General features: G+C 60.0%; 19 protein-coding genes. 8 read left to right on the plus strand and 11 right to left on the minus strand.

Translation table 11 applies throughout. The features are described 5' to 3' along the window. Positions 1-6 precede the first annotated feature (6 nt). The gene (locus ACILSO_RS03910) at positions 7-951 is read right to left on the minus strand and encodes a TraB/GumN family protein (RefSeq protein WP_395736057.1); all 945 of its coding nucleotides are present in this window, start codon (positions 949-951) and stop codon (positions 7-9) included. A gap of 92 nt (positions 952-1,043) precedes the next feature. Beyond that, complete coding sequence (locus ACILSO_RS03915; protein WP_395736058.1) at positions 1,044-2,498, minus strand: DUF1501 domain-containing protein; 1,455 nt, start codon at positions 2,496-2,498, stop codon at positions 1,044-1,046. Between the two features lie 61 nt (positions 2,499-2,559). On the opposite strand from ACILSO_RS03915, the gene ACILSO_RS03920 reads away from it, so the two are divergent. Next, on the plus strand, positions 2,560-3,399 hold the full coding sequence (locus ACILSO_RS03920) for an alpha/beta hydrolase (protein ID WP_395736059.1): 840 nt from the start codon (positions 2,560-2,562) through the stop codon (positions 3,397-3,399). 39 nt (positions 3,400-3,438) lie between these two features. Continuing rightward, positions 3,439-4,737 carry an amidohydrolase gene (locus ACILSO_RS03925; RefSeq protein ID WP_395736060.1) on the plus strand — a complete coding sequence of 433 codons (1,299 nt, stop codon included), beginning with the start codon at positions 3,439-3,441 and terminating at the stop codon, positions 4,735-4,737. 7 nt (positions 4,738-4,744) lie between these two features. Here the strand turns inward: ACILSO_RS03925 and ACILSO_RS03930 are convergent, their stop codons facing one another. From ACILSO_RS03930 to argC, 7 genes are all read right to left on the minus strand, one after another. Then, positions 4,745-5,866, minus strand: coding sequence for an LptF/LptG family permease (locus ACILSO_RS03930; protein WP_395736061.1), 1,122 nt, complete (start codon positions 5,864-5,866; stop codon positions 4,745-4,747). Between the two features lie 61 nt (positions 5,867-5,927). Continuing rightward, a complete protein-coding gene (murI, locus tag ACILSO_RS03935; protein WP_395736062.1) occupies positions 5,928-6,740 on the minus strand; it encodes a glutamate racemase in 813 nt (270 codons plus the stop codon). 6 nt (positions 6,741-6,746) lie between these two features. Further along, the gene (gene argF, locus ACILSO_RS03940; RefSeq protein WP_395736063.1) at positions 6,747-7,649 is read right to left on the minus strand and encodes an ornithine carbamoyltransferase; all 903 of its coding nucleotides are present in this window, start codon (positions 7,647-7,649) and stop codon (positions 6,747-6,749) included. 12 nt (positions 7,650-7,661) lie between these two features. Then, entirely contained in the window at positions 7,662-8,894 is a 1,233-nt protein-coding gene (locus ACILSO_RS03945) for an aspartate aminotransferase family protein (protein ID WP_395736064.1), read from the minus strand. A 7-nt stretch (positions 8,895-8,901) separates the two neighbouring features. After that, positions 8,902-9,759 (minus strand): acetylglutamate kinase, encoded by an 858-nt coding sequence (gene argB / locus ACILSO_RS03950; RefSeq protein ID WP_395736065.1) that lies wholly within the window; start codon positions 9,757-9,759, stop codon positions 8,902-8,904. 29 nt (positions 9,760-9,788) lie between these two features. Continuing rightward, positions 9,789-11,075 (minus strand): bifunctional glutamate N-acetyltransferase/amino-acid acetyltransferase ArgJ, encoded by a 1,287-nt coding sequence (gene argJ, locus ACILSO_RS03955; protein WP_395736066.1) that lies wholly within the window; start codon positions 11,073-11,075, stop codon positions 9,789-9,791. A 4-nt stretch (positions 11,076-11,079) separates the two neighbouring features. Then, positions 11,080-12,129: an N-acetyl-gamma-glutamyl-phosphate reductase gene (gene argC, locus ACILSO_RS03960; protein WP_395736067.1), complete on the minus strand. Its 1,050-nt coding sequence runs from the start codon at positions 12,127-12,129 to the stop codon at positions 11,080-11,082. Positions 12,130-12,261: 132 nt separating this feature from the next. Between argC and ACILSO_RS03965 the strand changes: the two genes are divergently transcribed. The 5 genes from ACILSO_RS03965 to ACILSO_RS03985 all read left to right on the plus strand — a co-directional run bounded on the left by ACILSO_RS03965 (position 12,262) and on the right by ACILSO_RS03985 (position 17,340). After that, positions 12,262-13,944: an AAA family ATPase gene (locus tag ACILSO_RS03965; protein WP_395736068.1), complete on the plus strand. Its 1,683-nt coding sequence runs from the start codon at positions 12,262-12,264 to the stop codon at positions 13,942-13,944. Next, positions 13,934-15,220 (plus strand): adenylate/guanylate cyclase domain-containing protein, encoded by a 1,287-nt coding sequence (locus ACILSO_RS03970; RefSeq protein WP_395736069.1) that lies wholly within the window; start codon positions 13,934-13,936, stop codon positions 15,218-15,220. Before ACILSO_RS03965 ends, ACILSO_RS03970 begins: the two co-directional genes overlap by 11 nt. Before the next feature lie 12 nt (positions 15,221-15,232). Next, positions 15,233-15,841 (plus strand): recombination mediator RecR, encoded by a 609-nt coding sequence (gene recR / locus ACILSO_RS03975; RefSeq protein ID WP_395736070.1) that lies wholly within the window; start codon positions 15,233-15,235, stop codon positions 15,839-15,841. Between the two features lie 75 nt (positions 15,842-15,916). Then, complete coding sequence (locus tag ACILSO_RS03980) at positions 15,917-16,606, plus strand: RDD family protein (protein WP_395736071.1); 690 nt, start codon at positions 15,917-15,919, stop codon at positions 16,604-16,606. A 14-nt stretch (positions 16,607-16,620) separates the two neighbouring features. Continuing rightward, positions 16,621-17,340 (plus strand): RDD family protein, encoded by a 720-nt coding sequence (locus ACILSO_RS03985; RefSeq protein WP_395736072.1) that lies wholly within the window; start codon positions 16,621-16,623, stop codon positions 17,338-17,340. A 6-nt stretch (positions 17,341-17,346) separates the two neighbouring features. On the opposite strand, the gene ACILSO_RS03990 is transcribed toward ACILSO_RS03985, so the two are convergent. After that, a complete protein-coding gene (locus ACILSO_RS03990; RefSeq protein ID WP_395736073.1) occupies positions 17,347-17,718 on the minus strand; it encodes a metallopeptidase family protein in 372 nt (123 codons plus the stop codon). A gap of 10 nt (positions 17,719-17,728) precedes the next feature. After that, positions 17,729-20,347 (minus strand): M1 family aminopeptidase, encoded by a 2,619-nt coding sequence (locus ACILSO_RS03995; RefSeq protein WP_395736074.1) that lies wholly within the window; start codon positions 20,345-20,347, stop codon positions 17,729-17,731. A gap of 86 nt (positions 20,348-20,433) precedes the next feature. Here ACILSO_RS03995 and ACILSO_RS04000 point away from each other — a divergent pair, with 86 nt between their 5' ends. After that, positions 20,434-21,837 (plus strand): DUF1501 domain-containing protein, encoded by a 1,404-nt coding sequence (locus tag ACILSO_RS04000; protein ID WP_395736075.1) that lies wholly within the window; start codon positions 20,434-20,436, stop codon positions 21,835-21,837.

A 21,837-nucleotide genomic window follows, 5' to 3' on the forward strand; every position in this document is an offset into this window, starting at 1 on the left:
GCAGGTTCAGAAGTCCGTCACTTCCCGGTAATGCCGCACGCGATAACCGCGTTTGCGCATCAATTCGATCAGCCCGGATTCTGAAGTGAGGTGCCCGGTGCCCACCAGGACCATGACCTTTTCACCGCGTTTGAGCATCTGCTCCAGGCGGTCCATCCACGCCAGATTGCGTGAGGTGAGGAAAAGATTCGTCAGGTCGGGGTATTTGTCTGCCTCCCGGAACAGCATTTCCTTCAGCTCATCCAGCTGGCCGTATTTCCAGGCCTTGATGATTTTTTCAAACTCCTGCTCCACCGTGCTGATCTCCACCAGGGTCTGCTCCAGAAACTCGCGCTGCTGTTTCTCGCTCAGAGAAGCGAACATCTGAATTTGAAATTCCACCGTTTCCAGCCCTTCGGCCGGCTTGCCGTCCTTCTTCGCACGCTCCTCAAAAAAGGTGTCCACGCCTTGGTTGGATTTGGCTCCGAGCGCCGCGTATTCGGTGTTCGTGATCATGAGGGAGAGAAACCACGGCCGCAGGCGGCTGAGAGGAGCAAGGTTGAGCCGGCGCTTTGCCGCCCATTTTTTCACTTCGTCCCAGGTTTCCTTGCTCACATGCGCTTCGAGCGAGGTTCCTTCCGGATACAGCCCGAGCTGCGACATCCGCTCTCCCAGCTGCTCACTTGTGGCGGCGCCTGGCGGCAGTTCCAGCACCAGCTTGTTTGAATACATGTACGCCGCCTCGTAGGCTGGCGCCAAGGGGTAATCCTTCTCCCGGAGAGTGTGGATGGTGCCGCACAAAAAGAGACGGCCACCGTTTGGCCCGTCCACCACCCAGACACTGCCATCCCCGCCACCATCCGCCACAAACGCCGCAGCGTCCGGCTTCGTGAGGTTTTTTACCGCTTCACGCTTGCAGGCCACCACGCAGACGCACAGCGCGAGTGCGAGGATAAAACGGGGAATCAGCATATGTTCACTCAAACACGTGGGCGGCGGCGGATGCAACCCGGATGTGTGATCATCCTGGCGGCCGTCCGCGTCCGGTCAAAAGGCCTGCGCCATCACCCCACGACCGCTTTCACCACGCTGCCATGCACGTCCGTCAGGCGGAACTGGCGGCCTTGAAAGCGGAAGGTGAAGCGTTCGTGATCGATGCCGAGCAGGTGCATCAGTGTGGCCTGAAAGTCGTGCACATGGACGCCGTCTTTTGCGACGCCGAAGCCGAATTCATCGCTCTCGCCGTAGGTCATGCCGGGCTTCACACCGCCGCCTGCCATCCAGACGGTGAAAACGTAGGGGTGGTGGTCACGGCCCCACTGCTTGGTGTCCTCGATCTTGCCCTGCAGGAAGGGCGTGCGGCCAAATTCCCCTCCCCAAATGACCAGGGTGTCCTCCAGCAAGCCGCGCTGCTTGAGGTCTTTCACCAGTGCGGCGCTTGGGGCATCGGTGTCGGTGCATTGAATTTTGAGCTGGGTGTTCAGGTTCCGGTGCTGATCCCACCCCGCGTGCATGAGCTGCACAAAGCGCACGCCACGCTCGGCGAGCCGGCGCGCCATGAGGCAGTTGTAGGCGTAGCTGCCCTGGCGTTTCACGTCCGGGCCGTACATGTCCAGGATGTGCTGCGGCTCGTCAGAGACATCGGTCAGCTCCGGCACGCTTGTCTGCATCTTGTAGGCCATCTCATATTGCGCCATGCGCGTGGCGATCTCGGGATCGCCGAAGTCCCGCAGCTTCATTTCGTTCAGGCCCGCGATGCCATCAAGGATGGTGCGCTTCACCGCGTGGCTCATGCCATCGGGATTGCTCAGGTATAGCACCGGGTCTCCGCTGCCGCGGAATTTCACGCCCTGATATTTGGACGGCAGAAAGCCGCTGCCCCAGTAGAAATCATAAAAGATCTGGCCGCAGCTCGCCTCCTTGTCGCGCGAGGTCATCACGACAAAGGACGGCATGTCCTCTGACTCGCTTCCGAGGCCATAGCTCAGCCACGAGCCGATGGCTGGACGGCCCGCCTGCTCGCTGCCTGTCATGAAAAAGGTGATCGCCGGTGCGTGATTCACCTGCGTGGTGTGCATGGACTTGATGAAACACAGCTCGTCGGCCATCGCCGCCGTGTGGGGAAGAAAATCGCTCACGGTCGCGCCGCTGCGGCCATGACGAGAAAACCTTGTGATCTCGCTCAGCACCGGCCGTGCCGTCTGTCCGCCCGTCATGGTGCTGAAGCGTTTGCCTGCCACCACGCTGTCGGGAATTTGCGTGCCGTGCATCTTTTTCAGCATCGGTTTGTGGTCAAACAGGTCCACATGGGAGGGCGCGCCGTTTTGCAGCAGGTAGATCACGCGTTTGGCCTTTGGCGCGAAATGAGGCAGCGCCGGGGCCGTCGCATCCGGTGCCTGTGCGGCAAAGCCATCACGCGTCAGCAATCCTCCCAGCGCAGCGCCACCGATGCCCAGCGCCGTCTTCCCAAACAGGGAGCGGCGGGTCAGGTGAAGGCGGTTGGCTTCAAGAGGATGCATGAACGCTTATCTCTACGAGTGACAAAGTCGCGCCTTTCCTCCATCATTCACACTTCCTGCCATGAAAGCACTGCCTGCCCTTCTTCTCAGCGCCCTCACTCTCGGCGCTGCTGAGCCCGTTGAACTCAAACTCTGGCCCGACGGCGCCCCCGGCCAGATGCTGCCACATTCCAAGGCTACCGAGGACTTTATTCGCACCAAGGCTGGCAAAAGCACGATCACCGACATTCACGAACCCACGATCACCGTGTATCGTCCCGAAAAGCCCAACGGCGCCAGCGTCATCGTGGCTCCCGGCGGCGGCTACGTTTTCCTCTCGGCTGTTCACGAGGGCTCGCAGGTGTGTGAATGGCTCAACAGCCTCGGAGTTACCGGTGTTCTGCTCAAATACCGCACGCCCACCCGTGATGAAGCCGCGCCGCATGAAAAGCCGGTGGCCGATGCTGCGAGAGCGATCACGCTGGTGCGTGAGCATGCCAAGGAGTGGAATCTGGATCCGAAACGTGTCGGTCTGCTTGGGTTCAGCGCCGGCGGAAACCTCCTCGCTCACATCGCCTGTGATCGTGTCACCCAGACCGAGCTTCCGAACTTTGGCATCATGATCTACGGCGGTGGCTTCGTGGACTTCAAAGATCCCACAAAGTTAAAGGAAGGCTTTACAGTGCCGAAGGATGCACCGCCCATGTTTCTCGCCTGCGCGCACGATGACGGCCAAAATCCGACCGCCGCCACGGTGCTCTACCTCGAGTACAAAAAGCTCGGCATTCCCTGCGAAATTCATCTTTTCACCAAGGGCGGCCACGGCTTTGGCATGCGCGACAACAAGCAGCCAATCAATGCCTGGCCGCAGCGGTGTGCGGAATGGATGGGGTCTGTGGGGTGGCTGCCTAAATCACCTTGAGTCTTGCAAGACGGCGGGATTGTCGGCTTAGTGGTGGGCATGAAACCGTTTTTGCTCTCTTTGCTGGTCGGATCATCCCTCGCGGCTGCTGATCTTTCTTCGGTGGTGAAACAGGAGCTGCCGTCGCTCGTCTCTTTATACAAAGAGCTGCATGCGAATCCGGAGCTCTCCCTGCACGAGACTGAAACGGCAGCGCGCGTCGCCAAAGAACTGCGCGAGATTGGGCTGGAGGTCACGGAGAAGGTGGGTGGGAACGGGGTTGTCGGTGTTTTGAAAAATGGTGAAGGCCCTGTGATCCTCGTCCGCACCGATCTCGATGCCCTCCCGGTCAAAGAGATCACCGGACTGCCGTATGCGAGCACCAAGATGGTGAAGGATGAACTCGGGCGCGAGGTAGGCGTGATGCATGCCTGCGGTCACGACATGCACATGACCAGCTTCATCGGTACAGCGAGGGCCCTGGCAAAACTCAAAGATCAGTGGAAGGGCACGGTGGTCATGATTGGTCAGCCTGCGGAGGAACGGGTGCTCGGGGCGCGGTTCATGCTGCGCGATGGTCTTTTCTCGAAGTTTCCCAAGCCGGACAAGGCCGTCGCTCTGCATTGCTCATCTGACATGGCGCATGGCACGATCGGCCTCGTCGAAGGCTTCGCGCTGGCGAATGTGGACTCCATGGAGATCGTGGTGAAAGGCGTGGGCGGGCATGGCTCCATGCCGCATTTGTGCAAAGACCCCATCGTGCTGGCCTCGCAGATCGTGCTGGCTTTGCAGACCATCGTCAGCCGCGAGGTGCGGCCGGGTGACCCGGCGGTGGTCACCGTGGGCAGCATCCATGGCGGCACCAAGAGCAACATCATCTCCGAGGAAGTGCGCCTGCAGCTAACGCTGCGCAGCTACAAGAAGGAAACCCGGCAGCACCTCATCGACTCCATCAAACGCATCGTCAAAGCCCAGGCCGAGTCCGCCAGCATGCCCGCTGACAAGATGCCCGAGGTGCTCATTTCCGATGACAGCGCCACCGCGCTCTACAATCAGCCCGAACTCTGCCAGGAAGTACGCAAGTTCATCGGCGCAGCCATTGGCGCGGACAATGTCATCACGCGTGAGCCTGTGATGGGAGCTGAGGACTTTTCCGAATACGGCATGACGAAGGACAAGGTGCCGCTGTGCATGTTCTGGCTCGGCACGCAGCCTCCGGCAGTCGTGGCGGCTGCCAAGGCCAAGGGCACCTCGCTGCCGTCCCTGCATTCGCCGCTGTTCAAACCTGTGCCGGAGCCCACCATTGAAACCGGCGTGACGGCGATGACTTCGGCAGTCCTTGGCCTGCTGAAAAAGTAAGGCGGCCTTACTTCCGGCTGAGCTTGAAGAAGAGCCAGCCACCCATGCCGAGAAAGATCACATTGGGCAGCCACATGATGATGTGAGGCATGGCCGCAGGCTTGTCATTGAGGGTGTCCGCCAGAATGATGAAGACGATGTACACCGTGGCCGTGATGAGGCTCAGGGCAAAGCCGGAGGAGGTCTCACGCCTTTGTGCCGTGACGCCCAGCGGAATGCCCACCAGGGCAAAGGTGATGCAGGCCAAAGAGAAGCTATAACGCTTGCTCAACTCGGTGAGGGAAAGGGAGCGGGTGACTGGAGTCAAGGCATCTCCGGTGACGGTGTCCTTCCATGTGCGCACTTCTTCGGCCAGCGCGCTGGTGGTTTTCATGCTCGCATTCACACGCACAGCATCCTTTTGCATCTCAGAGAGCGGGAGCGTCAGCCACTGCTTTTTCATCGAATAGGGAGCCACCTGGCGCTGACCCTCAGTGGGGATGGTCTCTTCGGTGTAGCCATCCAGCTCCATCTGCAAGTCGATCGAGCCGGGAGTGGTGTGCAGAGTGGCTTTATCGGCATGGATGTAGGTGCTGGCCTGGGTGTCCTTCACCATGATGATGTGCATGTCAGTCAGCGTCTTGTCGGTGCGCTTGCTGGTGTAAATGCGGTAGCCCGGCACACGCTCCAGCACCTGGCCTTCCTGGAAGAGGGTTTCAGGGTTTTTTACCGCCACCTGGTAAAAGAGACGCTTCATGCGGTCCTTCGCCGCAGGGGCCAGACTCACATTCACCCACAGGCAGACGCCGCTCAGGATGAAGGCCAAAACAAAGACTGGGGCGCAGATGCGCGGCATGGACATGCCCGTCATCCGGAGGGATACCAGCTCATTGTCGGCAGAAAGCCGGCCAAACACGAGCAAGATGCCCGTCAGGAAGGCCCAAGGGATGGTGAAAATGAGAGAAAAGGGGATGACCAGCATCACAAACTCCGCAATCACCGAGATAGGCAGCTCGGTGTTGCCCAGCAGCTGGTCCAGTTTCTTGTACACATTGCCCAGCACCATCACGCCGCTGAGCAGCGCCACGCCGATCAGCGTGGCGGATGCGACCTGGCGGCCAAGGTAGCGGTCAAAGATGCGTGGAAACATGTGGGAGCTTCAGGCTAGCGAGTCTTCCCCATCGGGCAATTTGAGATTGCCATAGCCTGCTTCAAACCACGGCCTTCTTCACCTTGCCAAAATCCGTGCCCAGGAAGCGTCTGGCCAGGTTTTCAGCCTGCTCAGAATGGTCCGTGAGGTAGATGTCCAGCGTGGGCTTGGTTTTCGTTGCTCGCAGCAGGCCGCCCTGCTCCAGGCTGGCCTTGACGTGCGCGGCACAGGTGAGGGCAGAGTCCACCAGCCGCACCTTCTGGCCCAGCATGCGCTTCAGCACAGGCACCAGCAGCGGGTAGTGGGTGCAGCCCAGCACCAAGGTGTCGATACCCTTGTCCAGCATCGGTTTCAGATACTCCCGCAATACGGACTTGAGCGCCGGGTGGTCGGTCCAGCCCTCCTCTACGAACGGCACCAGCAACGGCGTGGCCCTGGCCTCGATCATGACGTCCGGCCGCCGCATGGCGATCTCATGCTGGTAGGCATGGCTGCGAATCGTCCCTGCAGTGCCGATGATGCCCACGCGTTCACACGCGGGGTCGGCCAGCGTTGCCTCCACGCCCGGGCCGAGCACACCGATGACCGGCACACGAAACGTGGCCTGCAGCACCGGCAGCGCATGGGCCGTGGCCGTGTTGCACGCCACCACGACCGCCTTCACCCCATGGGAGACGAGGAACTGAGTGTCCTCCACCGAGAAGCGCCGGATGGTATCGGGAGACTTGGAGCCGTAGGGCACACGCGCCGTATCGCCAAGGTAAACGATGGACTCATTCGGCAGCAGATCCCGCAGCGCCCGCACTACGGTCAGCCCGCCAACGCCGGAGTCGAAAACGCCGAGAGGGCTGCTGGCTGTGACGGGGGTGCTCATGGCAAATCAACTCTTTCGCGTGATCTCCACAATGATCGCCTTTTGCGCATGCAGGCGGTTTTCAGCCTGTTCGAAGATGACGTCCGCATGGGCTTCCATGACTTCGTCGGTGATCTCCTTGCCGCGGTAGGCGGGCAGGCAGTGCATGACGAGGGCACCCGGATTGGCGTGCTTCAGGAGGTCGCTGTTGATCTGCCAGGGCTTGAGAGTTTCGATGCGGTCGGCGCTTTCGGCTTCTTTGCCCATGCTCACCCATACATCGGTGTAAACCACGTCACAGCCCTTCACGGCTTCGGCGGGATCATCCACGACGCGGATCGTTTTGGCAGGGACGCGCTGCATGAAGCTTTCCTGCGGCTGAAAGGCCTTGGGTGCGCCGATGACGAGTTCAAAGCCCAGATGCACGGAGGCCCAGATCCAGGAGCGGGCCATGTTGCAGTCGCCATCGCCGAGGAAGCAGATGCGTTTGCCCTGCCAGCCGCCAAGGCGTTCCTGGATGGTCTGCAGATCGGCCAGCACCTGGCAGGGGTGCTCGTCGTCGGTCAGCGCATTGATGGTGGGAATGCCGCTGTACTGGGCGAAGTCCACCACATCCTGCTGCGCAAAGGTGCGGATGACCGCGCCATGAATCATGCGGCCCATCACGCGGGCGGTGTCCTTGATCGGCTCGCCACGGCCCAGCTGGATGTCGGCGCTGGAGAGGAACATCACCGCGCCGCCCAGCTCACGAATGCCCACTTCAAAGCTCACCCGGGTGCGGGTGGAGGATTTGCTGAAAATGAGGGCCCACTGCTGGCCGGTGAGCACCTGCGGGGAGGCCTTGCGGTCTTTTTTCAGCACACAGGCCAGATCGACGATCTTTTCGATCTGTCCCTTGGTCAGTTCTTCGATGGAAAGCAGATGGTTCATGTCTTGGCTGGGTTACGCGAGCTGATCGAGCACGCTCTTGAAGATGGACAGCCCTTCCTCGGCGTGGGCTGCGGTGATGTTCAGCGGCGATAGCCAGCGCACCACATTGGGACCGGCAGGAGTGACCATCATGCCGGCATCGAGCAGTTGCTGCGCGAGGAAGATGGAAGGCAGCTTGCCGCCGGATTTTGAAGAGATGGCGTCGGCATTGAGTTCAAAGCCGATGAACAGACCGAGCTGACGCACCTCTTTGATCAGCGAATGATTCCAGCCGCAAGCTGCGGCTGCGATGGCCGCACCCCGTGCTTTGGCATTGTCGCAGAGCTTTTCATCCAGAATGGTGCGCAGCGTGGCGATGCCCACGGCGCAGGCCAGGGGTGAGCCGCCGTAGGTGGTGCCATGCGTGCCGGGACCGAGTGTCTTGCTCAGATCGCGGCGATCATTGACCCAGAAGGAACCCAGGGGGAAACCGCTGCCAATGGCCTTGGCCCAGCTGATGCCATCAGGCTGGATCTCGTCGCCCGGAATGATGCTGCGCCACCCGGACATCTCTCCTGCACGGCCAAAGCCGCACTGCACTTCATCCAGCAGCAGAAGCAGATTGTTCTCGCGGCAGAGGCGCTGCGCAGCACGCAGAAACTCGGGGGTCACGGCGTTCACACCGCTCTCGCCCTGAATCGGCTCAAGCAAAATGGCCACCGTCCTGTCGGTGATCGCAGCTTCCAGTGCGGCGATGTCATTGAAGGGCGCATAGACGAAGCCCGGTGGCAGCGGTCCAAAGCCGCCGTGGATTTTCTCCTGCGCCGTGGCCGTCATGGCGCCGAAGGTGCGGCCATGGAAGGAACCGGTGAAGGTGATGATCTCGTAGCGTCCGCCGGTCTGCTGTCCGTATTTCCGCGCCAGTTTGAGGAGGCCTTCATTGGCCTCTGCGCCGCTGTTGCAGAAGAAGCACTTGCCGGGAATGCCGACGCATTCCTCCACAAGGATACGCGCCAGTTCCGCCTGCTTGTCGATGCAGTACCAGTTTGAAACGTGGATCAGCGTGTTTGCCTGCTCCGTGAGCGCTTTCACAACCGGGGGCGGGCAATGACCCAGCGGACACACGGCCACGCCACCGGCGAAGTCGAGATACTTTTTCTCATCGCGGTCCCATACATACGGGCCTTCGCCACGCACGGGCCAGACGTTGTAACGACCGTAGTTTGGCAGGAGATACTCCTGCATCAGTTGATCACTGGTTCTCATCTCAGGATTACAAATGGATTTCAGTACCGATCCCGCCGTCGGTGAAGATTTCGAGAATGAGGGCATGCGGCAGGCGGCCGTCGATGAGATGCACCTTGCCCACGCCGCCGCGCAGAGAGTCGAGCGATGAGTCCACCTTCGGAATCATGCCCCCACTGATGATGCCTTCCGCTTTTAACTTCGTGATCGAAGCCTCGTCGAGGCTTGGGATCAGTGTGTTGTCATCTTTGGGATCGCGCATGACCCCGCGCACGTCGCTGAGGAAAATGAGCTTGGTGGCCTTGAGGCGTTTGGCCAGGCCGCAGGCGGCGAGATCGGCGTTTACGTTGAGCGTTTTGCCGGAGGCAAGCTCGCGTGCAACGGGGGAGACCACGGGGACAAATTCGCCCGCGACGGCGGCCTGAATGAGGCCCAGCTTGCAGTCATTCACTTCGCCGACCCAGCCCAGGTCGCCTTTCATCTTTTCGCCGAGAAAGACCTCTGTGCCGGGAATGCCCACAGCCTTGCCACCAAAGGCGTTGATCTTGTTGACGATCTCAGGGTTGATCACGCGGGCCAGAGTCTCTTCAACGATCTTGATGGTCTCGTCGTCCGTGACGCGCATGCCATTGATGAACTTGGCCTGCAGACCTGACTCGGTCATGGCCTTGGAGATCGCTTTGCCGCCACCATGCACAATGACGGGATTGATGCCCACGGCTTCGAGGAACACCACATCGCGCAGGAAGCTGTCCACCTGCACAGGGTCCTCCATGGCGCTGCCGCCGACCTTGATCAAAAACGTGCAGCCGCGGAAGCTCTGCATGTAAGGCAGGGCTTCAAGGAGTACGGCGGATTTGGTGATTTGAGCGTCGAGGGGATTCATCGCAGGAAAAATGAGAATACGCCCGTGGCTCAGGCAAAGCCCTTCTGGCGTTTCGCATGCACGGCGGCGGAATATTCCGCGCTGTTAAAGTCCACGTATTCTTCGGACAGGTCGCTGGTGTAAACTGTGTAGCCGCTGGTGCCGAGATTGAGGTCGATCGTGACGGTGAATTTCGGCTCTTTGACGACTTTCTCCATCTCACCCACGGGGGTCTTGGTGGCCAGACCACCTTTGCAGGCCTGCAGACCGCCGAAGTAGATGTCGATAAGCTCCTCACGAATGCGTGCGCCGGAATAACCCACCGCGTGGATGATGCGGCCCCAGTTTGGGTCGCAGCCGTGGAAGGAACACTTCACCAGAAGCGATTTTGCCACGGTTTCGGCCACCTTGCGGGCATCTCCCAGAGTGCGGGCGTTGCGCACTCGGATTTCGACAAATTTGGTCACGCGCTCTCCGTCGCAGACGATCATCTTGGCCAGTTCCAGCATCACCTTGTGCAAGGCACAGCGGAAAAGCTCAGCTTCGGGGGATCCTTTCTTGATGGTCGGCGCGTCCGACTGGCCGTTGCTCATCACGATGACGGTGTCGTTCGTGCTGGTGTCACCGTCGATGGTGATGCAGTTGAAGCTCTTCTCCACGGCGTAGCGCATGGAGCGGTGCAGTTCGTCTTTGCCGATCTTTGCATCAGTCGTGATGAAGCAGAGCATGGTGGCCATGTTCGGGCAGATCATGCCCGCGCCTTTGGCGATGCCGCCGATGCGGAAGCTGCCTTTGCCACAAGGCACATCGACTGCGAACGACTTGGGCTGCGTGTCGCTCGTCATGATCGCACGCATGGCATCCTCGGAGCCGTCGGATTTCAGCTTGGCCACGGCATCAGGCACTTTCACGATCACGCGCTCAATGGGCATCGGCATGCCGATAATGCCGGTGGAGCAGACGAGCACCTGGCGCATTTTTACGCCAAGTTGTTCAGCCACGGCTTTTGTCATCGCCTTCGCATCTTGAATGCCCTGCACGCCAGTGCAGGCGTTGGCATTGCCGCTGTTGGCGATGATGGCGCGGGTGTCGCTCTCCTTGATATGCTGCTGGCTCACGCGCACGCAGGCGGCGCGGACCTTGTTGGTCGTGAAGACCGCATCCGTGGTGGTCGGGCCGTCTGAAACGATGAGCGCGAGGTCGAGGCGGGTGGCTTCAGGATTCTTGATGCCGCAGGTCACGGCGCTGGCGCGGAACCCCTTTGCGGCAGTCACGCCGCCGTCGATGACTTTGAAAGAGACGCGGCATTCGCGTTCGTCGTGTGCTTTGGTCGCCATAAAATTAGACGTACAGCAGGCCTGCGGTGGCCTCGAAACCGCAGATGAGGTTCATGTTTTGCACCGCCTGGCCAGAGGCGCCTTTGCCGATATTGTCTTCGGTGCTCATCAGGATGAGCTGTCCGGCCCGGGCATCATAGGACCAGCCGATGTCCACGAAATTGGTGCCGGTGACGTTTTTGGTGTCGGGAGACTGGTTCACCCCCAGCAAACGAACGAAGGGGGCGAAATCGTAGGCCGAATGCAAAGCGGCGGTGATTTGTTCGATCTTCACCCCCGGCTGAAGCTGCGCGAAAGTCGTGGTGCAGATGCCCGAATGGGTCGGCATCAGGTGCGGGACGAACGAAAGCTTCACCTCGCGGCCAGCGGCAAGGGCGAGTTCCTGGCCGATCTCGCTGAGGTGCCGGTGCAGGGGAACGCTGTAGCTGCGCACGCTGTTCTGCACCTCGCAGAAGAGCAGGGGAATGCTCTCTTTCCGGCCGGCACCGCTGGCGCCGCTCATGCTGGCCACGGCGAGAGGCGCCTCCGCCAGCAGCCCTGCCTTCAGCAAGGGGATGAGGGGAAGCAAAATGCTCGTGGGGTAGCAGCCAGGGCAGGCGATGAGGCGTGCGCCCTTGATCTGCTCTGCGCGTATTTCCGGCAGGGCGTAGACGGCTTCATCCAGCAGCTCAGGCGCCGGGTGCGCATGGCCGTAAAACTCCTCATAAAGTGCAGGGCTGCGCAGGCGGAAGTCGGCGCTGAGGTCGATTACCTTGAGGCCTAGTTCCAGCAGCGGCCTGGCATATTCAGCAGCGACTCCATGCGGCACGGCCAGAAAGGCGATCTCGGCGCCGGCGGCTTTCAAGGCGGCGGCGTCAGGCACGGTGAAGCTCAGCTGGTCCGCCACGCCCACTCCGCGGAACCGCGGGAATTCTTTAGACAGGGCCTTGCCCGCCAGCGACCGCGAGGTCACCGCCACCAGTTCCACATTGGGGTGCCTGAGCAGCAGGCGCAGCAGTTCAGCTCCAGAATATCCACTGGCTCCAACGACGGCGACTTTGACGGGTGCTGACATAATTGCGGGGGGCGGAGTATGGGATGTCATGGGGGGCGTGCAACCCGGAAAAAAAGCATTTCTTGTCGCATCACAGCATCCATCGTGCCGCTTGTCAGCGGGCTTCGGCTGGCGCACATTCGGTGCTCCCCCATGAGCGACCCCACGCCTGAATCCCCAGAGCACGAGAAAACCAAAGCGCCCGGAAGTCCGGAAGAAATCACGCGCAAACTGGAGGACTTCATCAAAAACACCCTGGGTGGCCAGGTTCTCTTCACCCGAGTCGAAGGCCCGGGCGGCCGACCCATTCCAGACGGGGAGGAAAAACCCGTTCAGGACGCGAGGCCTGACAACGGCCGCGTCTTTGAGTTCAACTACCGCCCTGCGGACATCAAGGCTCACCTGGACCGTTTCGTGATCCGCCAGGACGAGGCCAAAAAAGTGCTCGCCACCGCTGTGTGCGATCACTACCACCACGCCAGGATGCTGCGTGATGACCGTGCCTCCGACTCCGGCGGTCCCCGGCTCGAATTTTCCAAGCAGAATGTCATCATCATCGGCCCCACCGGCGTCGGAAAAACCTACCTCGTCAAACACATCGCCGATTTGATTGGCGTGCCGTTTGTGAAGGCCGACGCGACCAAGTTCAGCGAAACCGGGTATGTCGGCGCGGATGTGGATGATCTGGTGCGCGATCTCGTGGCGAAGGCCAACGGCGACATCGAGCTGGCCGAGCATGGCATCATCTATCTGGATGAAATCGACAAGCTCAGCAGCGGACCTGAGCGAATTGGGCGTGATGTCAGCGGTCGCGGGGTGCAGACCACCCTGCTCAAGCTGATGGAGGAAACCGAAGTGGCCCTTTATGCGCCGAATGACATCCGCAGCCAGATGCAGATGATGTTTGACACCCGCAAGGGACGCACCGGCCGCGAGGTGGTGAACACGCGCAACATCCTCTTCATTGTCAGCGGCGCCTTTGGCGGATTGGAAAAGATCATCGAAAAGCGCACCAATCGGAAATCCATCGGCTTTGTTTCCGCAGACACGAAAGAAAGCCCTGCCGAATACCTCTTCCGCGAGGCGCGCACCAAGGATTTCATCGACTACGGTTTCGAAGCGGAGTTTATCGGCCGCCTGCCGGTGCGTGTGGTGTGTGATCCGCTGAGTGCGGATGACATGTTTCAGATCATGAAAAACTCCGAGGGCAGCCTCATCCGCCAGTATGAGCGCGAGTTCGCCGCCTATGGGGTCAAGGCCGTCTTTCAAGACGATGCCCTGCGTGAGATCGCCCATCGTGCGGAAGAAGAAAAGACTGGCGCACGCGGCCTGGTCACGGCCTGGGAACGGGTGTTGCGCGATTTCAAATTTGAAATGCCCAGCCTGGAGCTTCCCGAACTGCTGATCGACGCCGCACTCGTCACAAATCCCGAGCTGACGCTCGTCCGCTGCCGTGCCGAAGCGGCCAGCCAGTTTAGAGAACGCGGTGCCGCCCATGCAGGCGAAGTGCGTGCCTTTGCTGAGCGTTTTCAGCGGGAGAACGGCTTTACGCTGGAGTTCGACAGCGATGCCATAGCAGCAGTGGCCGCCAGGGCGCAGCGGGAGGGCATGCATGTGGAAGCCCTCTGCGCAAAGCTCTTCAAAGACTATCCCTTTGGTCTCAAGCTCGTGACCCGGAGCACCGGAGAGACGCGCTTTACCATCACCGCCGACGCAGTCGCCCATCCCGACAGGTTCGTCAGCGAACTCGTGGTGAATGCGTGCCGCAGCCACCCGGCGGCGCCTGCCTCCCCAATCATCGACCTCACACCCGATACTCCTTCCCATGAATCGTAATCACGCCGCCGCCATGTTTATTGGCGTGCTCGTCTGCATACCCATGCTGGCCATGTACCATTTTGGCTGGTTTAAAAGCACCGCTGAATGGTTCGCGGTGCTGTTTTCGCGCGGATTCATTCTGCCTGCGGGAGGCCTGAAGCAGGTCATCCTTCTGCAGTATGCCTATTACACAGTCATGGCATTCATCAGCGCCTGGATATGCATCGAGATGACCTCCCAGTGGCGGCGTATCGCCTTCCTGCTCGGCGGCACCTTCCTCACCACTTCCTTTGCCTGCATCATGGCCATGAACGGCATTTTGTTTGAGCCGATCTCCGGCGTGCTGGCGATGTGGTTTGCCGGCATCGCCGGCATGGCGGTGGGCGGCTCGGTCAATTCCTATCGCTGTCATGTCATGCGCGACTACTTTGTCGGCAGGCTCTCCTCCCGCCAGTTTGAAGATCTCGCCGATCAAAACGATCCGGCAAAGATGACCGAACGCCGCGAGATCACGGTGCTGACCTGCCGGCTCCTCAACCATGTGGAAGTTTCCAGTGGCATTGAGGCGCGCCAGTTCGAAGAGCTTGCCACGCATTTTCAGCGCAGCATGACGGAGTTTCTCATCAGCCGCGGCGCGTATCTCGATGACTGCAATGCCCGCCAGGTGCGTGTGTTTTTCGGGTTCCCGCTCACAGACGAGAATCACGCCTTGCACGCGGTTCAGGTGGCCGCCGTTCTGCGCACCCACCTTGCCACTCTGGCACGTGAGATCGAGCAGCGCTTTGGCAAAAAGCCGCAGATGGGAGTGGCGCTCAGCACGGGCTCCGCAGTCTGCGGATTGTTCGGCATCAGCCACTTCGAAAGCTTCAGCGCCGTGGGAGACGTGATCGATTTTGCTTCTCAGCTATGTGTTTTGAACTCCGAATATGGCAGCAAGGTGCTGCTGGGCGCCAGGACCTATTCGCTGGTGAAAGACAATGCCGAGGTGCGGCCAATGGAGATGGTCAGCGCCGCCGGTTCCAGCCAGATGAGTGAGGTTTACGAACTCCTTGCTGAAAAAGGCTCTCTTCCTGAAGCGGAGATCCGTGCACGTGATGCCTTCTGGCAGGGCGTCGTCCAGTATCGCAAGGGGGAGCTCAAGCAGGCGCTGGAAAGCTTTAGGAACGCGGTCATCGTGGAGCGTGAGGATGCCCCCCTGAAATATTTCATCGGACGAGTCGAGCAGGCGCTTAAAGGACCGTCAGCCGCTGGCAAAGACACACCCAAGCATTCGCGCAAACTCGCCGCCACCTGAGTTCTCTTTACTGTGCGCATCGACTACCCACCTGCCATCCAGCGCCTCATCGCGCAGCTTAAATCGCTGCCCGGCCTGGGGCCGCGCAGCGCGGAGCGTCTCATGATCTGGCTGCTGCAGATGCGGGACGAGCGGATCTCGGCGCTGTCCAACACGCTTCTTGAGGCCAAAGAACGCATCCTGCCCTGTGCCGATTGCGGCTTCTTCATTGAAAGCGGCAGTGACTGTCTGCTCTGCCATGACCCGCGCCGCCAGCAGCAGCTGCTGTGCGTGGTGGAGCAGGCTGCGGATGTGCTCCGCATGGAGCGCTCCGGTGCGTTTCAGGGATTGTACCACGTCCTCGGCGGCCGCCTCTCACCCCTCGATAATGTGACCCCGGAAGACCTGCGCATGGAGTCGCTGGTCGAGCGTGTGCGCGATCTGCGCACTGAAGAAGTCATCATCGCTCTTGGCTCGGATGTCGAAGGGGAGGCCACTGCCAGTTACATTGCTGATCTGCTGCGTCCGGCCGGAGTGGCGGTGACCAGACTGGCCCAAGGCATGCCGGCGGGCGGTGGACTCGACCACGTGGACGAGCTGACGCTCTACCAAGCCCTGCACGGGCGGCGGAAGATGGGTTAGTAAAAAAGAATGGACGGGTTTTATTCTTTGCTAGACAATTTGAGGGAAAATCGTGAGAAGGATGTGAATGTCTCTATGAATCTTTATCAAGTTGCACGCGACGGCCAGACATTGGGAGAATTCACTGAATCTCAAATTCACGAGGGGTTGCAAACTGGCTACTTCCAGGCTGGTGACTGGTGCTGGCGGGAAGGAATGGGCGAGTGGCAGGGGCTGGCGTCCCTGTTTCAACAACCGGTCAAGACTGCCATGCAGCCACTGCCCCAGCCCTCGGCGGAACCAGTGTTCAATCCCTATGCCGCACCGCCCAGCAGTCTTGCTGGCGGCCCGCGTCAGGCTGCTCTCCGTCCTTTGGTGGAATTAGCTTCTCCTGGGACACGGTTTGTTGCGATGATTTTGGATTACGTGGCGTTGGTAGTGTGCTTCGTGCCTGCCGTTGTGATGGACGAAATGAAAATGGGCGGTGACGACCTCCAGGTTATTGTCTCAGGTGGCCTGTTCGTCATTCTCTGCATCGCCAATTTGATACTGATCGCCACCGAAGGGCAGACGATCGGTAAAAAGATCCTGGGCATTCGCATTGCTGAAATGGACGACTCCGTGAAGGCGGGATTTATGCGGATCGTATTTCTGCGGAGTCTGATTGGCCGGGGGCTGCTCGGTATTGTTCCGTTTTATGGCCTTGTAGATGCTTTGTTTATCTTCAATCAAGACCGGCGTTGCATCCATGACAAAATTGGCGGTACGCATGTCATCAAGGTTTAGCTTTTAAACGATTTATGTCCTCCTATCATATCGCACGCAACGGTCAGCAGCTCGGCGTTTTCTCCGAGCAAGCCATTCAATCGGGTCTCACCACCGGACAGTTCATGCCCGATGATTTATTTTGGACGGAGGGCATGGGAGACTGGCAGGCGCTCAATACTCGTTTCGCAGTTTCGGCGGTTGCCACCACGTCAGCCTACAACTCCGGCGTGTTCAATCCCTATGCGGCCCCCAGCGCGAATCTGCAAAATCCCGCTCTCGCGGCAAACGTGCAGGTTGCCGACTTGGGAAAACGACTCGGTGCAGCGTTGTTGGACGGCCTTCTTGGCGCCGTCCTTTTCGGTGTTCCCTATGTGGTTTTCTTGATGTCGGTGTCGCCTGATAACGGACGGCAGCCCGAACTAAACACCACCGCCATGATCGCCGGGGGCTGCATGCTGCTCGGCCTTCTCGCTCTGCTTGTCATCAACATCATCATGCTCACCACCCGAGGCCAGACTCCTGGCAAACGAGCGCTCGGCATTCGCATCGCCACCTTTCCAGGCGCTGAAAAGCCGGGCTTCGTGAAGGCTTTCCTGCTGCGGGGGCTGGTCAATGCCCTTATCGGCGCCGTTCCTTGCCTGGGTCCCATTTATGGGCTGGTGGACATCTGCTTCATCTTCCAAGCCGATCGCCGCTGCATCCATGATTTGATCGCTGGAACGCACGTCATCGAAGGCAACCCCCCTGCCTGATTGAGCCTACGCCAGTCCTAGCGCCGCGACTTCGTCCTCATCCAGTCCGAGGTAGTGGCCTAGTTCATGGAGAAACGTGATGCGGACCTCGTGCCGATAGGTGGCCAGATCGCCGGCGCAGTCATCCCACAAGTTGTCCAGAAACAGGCGGATTCGCGGCATTTCGTCGGGGGTTTCCGGCAGCGGATCGCAGCGCGCATTGCCCTCAAACAGTCCCAGCAGGTCGGGATCGAGGTCTTCATCGATGTCGATCAGAGCGTCCATTTCGGCGAACTCGATGCGGCAGTCGGCGGCTTCATTGCGAATGTCGGCTGGCAGGGCCAGCATCGTGTCTTTGACGACGCTGGTGGCGATGGTTTGAAGGCGGGGAAAACGCATGTTGGATCGGTTACTTGCCTGCCTTCTTCTCTGGGGCGGCCGCCGCCTGTGACTTCTTCTTGAGCGTGTCCAGCTCCCGTTGCTGATCCTCAGACTGCTTTTGCAGCTGCTGCACGCGGTCCCAGAGTTTCTTCAAATCAGCGGGGCTTTCCAGGTCCGCACGGATGTCCTGCACAGACTTTGCGGCTGCCTCGCGGACGGGATCAATGCGGTCATTGCTGCTGCGGAGCATCGGCTCCAGCACGGCGAGCGCCTTGGGATCTCGCAGTGTACCGAGCGCCTTGGTGCTGGCGAGGCGCCAGTCATGGCGCGGATCGCTGAGCTTGGAGCTGAGAAATTCACGCACTCCATCGCGTTGCCCATTTGTGGGACGACGGGCGAGGAAAGCCACGGCATCAAAGGCGGCACCGGCGTCCCGACCACGCAGATCGTTAAGGGCTGGCAAACGGGCAAGCACTTCGGGAATGGCGGACTCGTCATCCTGCGCGCGCAGCGCCCGGATGGCGGCAAGCTGGATGCTGTGGTTGAAACTGGTGCCCGCCAGATAGTTGCGCAGCGCTTTGGAGACTTCAGGCTCGCCGGGCCGTGCGCCCCAGGTTTCGATGATGCTGGCCAGGATGTCGGGGTTTTTCTCGCTCTGGGCCATTTTCCACAAGGTTTCCTTTGATTCAGGCGTGTTCAGCGCGGCGAGAGACTGCACGATCGTTCTGCGCGTGCGGGCATCTGGCTGGTTGCTGCTGCCGGCGATCAGCGCCGCACGTGCCTTGGGTTCGGGGATCTTTGCGAGTGCTTTTGCCGCTTCGGCACGCACGGCATAAAAGTTGTCTTCACGCAGGGCTTTGCCCAGCTGGTCGATGTGCTTGTCATCGAGTGTGCTGATGGCCAGCAGGCGTCCAATCACATCGGACTGCAGCTGCTTTTCGAGCATCGGACCCGGTGGATTGAACGCGATCTTTGCCAATACAGTGTAATCAGGATCAACGCGCACCAGCTCTGGCTGTGCGGGCAGGTGAAAGTAAAAGTCCTCGGCTTCCTTGCGGACGTCTGCGGTGAAGCGCAGCGGCTCCTTTTGTCCCGGGACGGTAAAGCCTAGTGGCAGAGGCAGGCGGAAGAGGCGCACTTGCTCGCTGAGTTTTTGTGTCTGCCTTACGCTGATCCTGGCCTGCTTCGAAGCGGCGTCCCAGGCATAATCGATTTTCAGTTCCGGCACGCCGCCATGAAAGAGCCACTGGTCAAAAAACTGGTCAAACGACAGACCGCTGACTTCTTCAATGATGTCCTGCAGATCTTCCGTGCGCACGATGCTGCTGCGGTGCCGCTCCAGATAGGTTTTGATGCACTTGCGATAGAGGTCCGCGCCCAGCTGGCTGCGCAGCATGTGCAGCACCCAGGCGCCTTTTGGGTAGGCACGTGAGTCAAACTGCTGCATGGGGTCGCCGTAGTCTTTCCAGACGATGGGGCGGGTGTCGTTTGCCATGAAGACCTGCTGCGCCTCTTTCCACATCGCATACTTCATTGCATCGGCACCGAGCTTTTCCCCTTCATAGAGAACCGTGTAGTAGCTGGCGAAACCCTCGTTCAGCCAGAGGTGCGACCAGTCACGGCAGGTGACGAGATCGCCAAACCACTGATGCGCGGTTTCATGAGCATCGAGTTCGTGCAGCGAGCGGAGCTGCTCCGTGTCGGAGTTGTATAGCATGTCCACTGCTTCAAACGTGCAGCTCGTGTTCTCCATGCCACCTGCGATGAAGTCGAGGCAGTAGACCTGGTAGTACTTGTCCCAGGCAAAGGGCACTCCGATTTCCTTCTGGTAAAACTCGATGATCTTGCGGGTGTCGGCAAAAGCATTCGCGGCCCGTTCGGCATGCGAGGGTGGGACCAGCATGGCGAGTGGCAGACTGCCCGCCTTGTCCTCCAGCTTGTGAAAATAGCCTGCCGCCATGGCGATGAGGTAGTTCACATGCGGCTTGTCCTGCAGCCAGTGAAAAGCCGTGGCCTTTTCCCCCTCGGGCTTTTCGCTTTGCAGCGTGCCATTGGAAACGACCTGCATGCCCTTGGGCACATGGCAGATGACCTCGCTGGTGAAGCGCTCATTGGGGTAGTCGTAGCTGGGAAACCAGAAGCGGTGCTCTTCCGCCTCGCCCTGGCTCCACACCTGGGTGTCGCCGGCTTTGTAACCCATTTCCGGCGTGCGGAAATACAGCCCGTGCTCGGGCTGCGCGGAATACGTGATCGTCACCGCCGCTTCCGTATCGGCTGCGATGGCTTTGGCAAAGGTGATGATGAGCTTGTCGTCCGTGACCTGGTGTTCCGCCACGGTGGCGCCTTCAGCCGTGATGGACGCTATTTTCAAATCCACCGCGTCCAGCTCGAGTTTTTCCAAAGGCAGTGCGATGGGCTTGAAACGCAGCGCCGCCGTGCCGGAGACGGTGCGCCTGGCAAAATCCGGCGTTACATTCAGCTTCACATGCAGGATGTCGGCGCGCCTGTCGCGCGCATATTTCCGTCCGGGAATGAGCTTCAGCGGCTGTGGCAGCAAGTGCTTGTTGCAGTGCAGGCACTCCGTGGAGTCGGCTGCGGCGTTGAGCGTCAGCAATGCGGCGGCAAGAAGGAAAGGGGAGAGGCGCATGATGGCCGCGAGCATCCCGAACCCCGTGCGGGGTGGCAAGCACAATCAGGAAGGAGATTCGCCCGGCTGACGTATTTAGCAGCACCATGCTCACATTTTCCGACCAGAGCCACGGATCCTCCCGCCTGCAGCGGCGTGATTTCCTGCGCATTGGCGGACTGGGTCTGGGGGGGCTGGGGCTGAGCGATTTGATGGCGCTCAAGGCTCTCGGGGCGTCGAAAAAGTCGCTGCTCAAAGACAAGTCGGTTATCTTCCTCTTCATGCATGGCGGGCCGTCGCAGTTCGAAACCTTCGACCCGAAGATGGACGCGCCGTCGGAGATCCGCAGTGTCACAGGTGAGATCAAAACCAAACTGCCCGGCGTCACCTTTGGCAGCACCTTCGAGAGGCTGGCGGGGCTGGCGGACAAGTTCAGCATCGTACGCTCCTTTGTGACGGGAGACGCGGTGCACGACATCAAGACCATCGTCGGCAAGGACACGATGAAGGCGAATCTTGGCTCGCTGTATTCACGCATCGCCGGTCCTCTGCGCAAAAGCAGCGCCATGCCGACGAACGTGGCGCTCTTTCCGCAGGCGGTGGCTGCCACGGCAGGCCCTGTGATCAAGCAATTCGGCGACTTCACTTCCAGCGGGGAATTTGGAGCAACCTACAAGCCGTTTGTCCCTGGAGCAGGCAACGGCGCGCAGGCGGACATGACCCTGAGCATGCCACAGGCGCGGCTGGATGATCGTCGGTCCCTGCTCTCTTCACTGGATCATTGGCAGCGGACCATGGACAGCAGCCTGTCCATCGCCGGAACCTCGGAATTTCAAACGCTTGCCTTTGACGTGCTGCGGCGCGGTGTGTCGGACGCCTTTGATCTTTCCAAGGAAGACCCTCGCCTCATTGCCCGGTACGATACCGCTCCACTGCTGCCGAAAGACCGCATCAGCAAGCAGTGGAACAACCACGAGCATTACGCCGACAATGCCGCAACCCTTGGCAAACTGCTCCTCATGGCGCGGCGTCTATGCGAGCGCGGGTGCGGCTTTGTCACCGTCACAACGAGCTTCGTGTGGGACATGCATGCAGACAACAACAACGCCCCCTGCCGCACCGGCATGGAGTATGTGGGGCGTCCATTTGACCATGCGGTTTCCGCCTTGATTGAAGACATCGAGTCACGGGGACTGCGGGATAAAATTTTGCTCGTCTGCTGTGGAGAGATGGGCCGTTCCCCCAAGGTTAACGTGAAAGGCGGCCGGGATCACTGGGGTGGTCTGGCGCCGCTCATGATTTACGGCGGCGGTTTGAAGATGGGCCAGGTGATCGGGCAGTCGGCTCGCAATGGTGGTGAGCCTGCCTCCGAACCCATAACCATTCCTGATTTGATCTCAACCATCATGCACACGCTGGTGGATGTGGGAGAAGCCCGCATCACCGATGGTCTTCCACCGGGATTGCTCAACGTCCTGACACGTGGCGAGCCGATCCGCGGCCTCGTTTGA

This window comes from Prosthecobacter sp. (assembly GCF_044226605.1).
Taxonomy (GTDB): Bacteria; Verrucomicrobiota; Verrucomicrobiia; order Verrucomicrobiales; family Verrucomicrobiaceae; genus Prosthecobacter.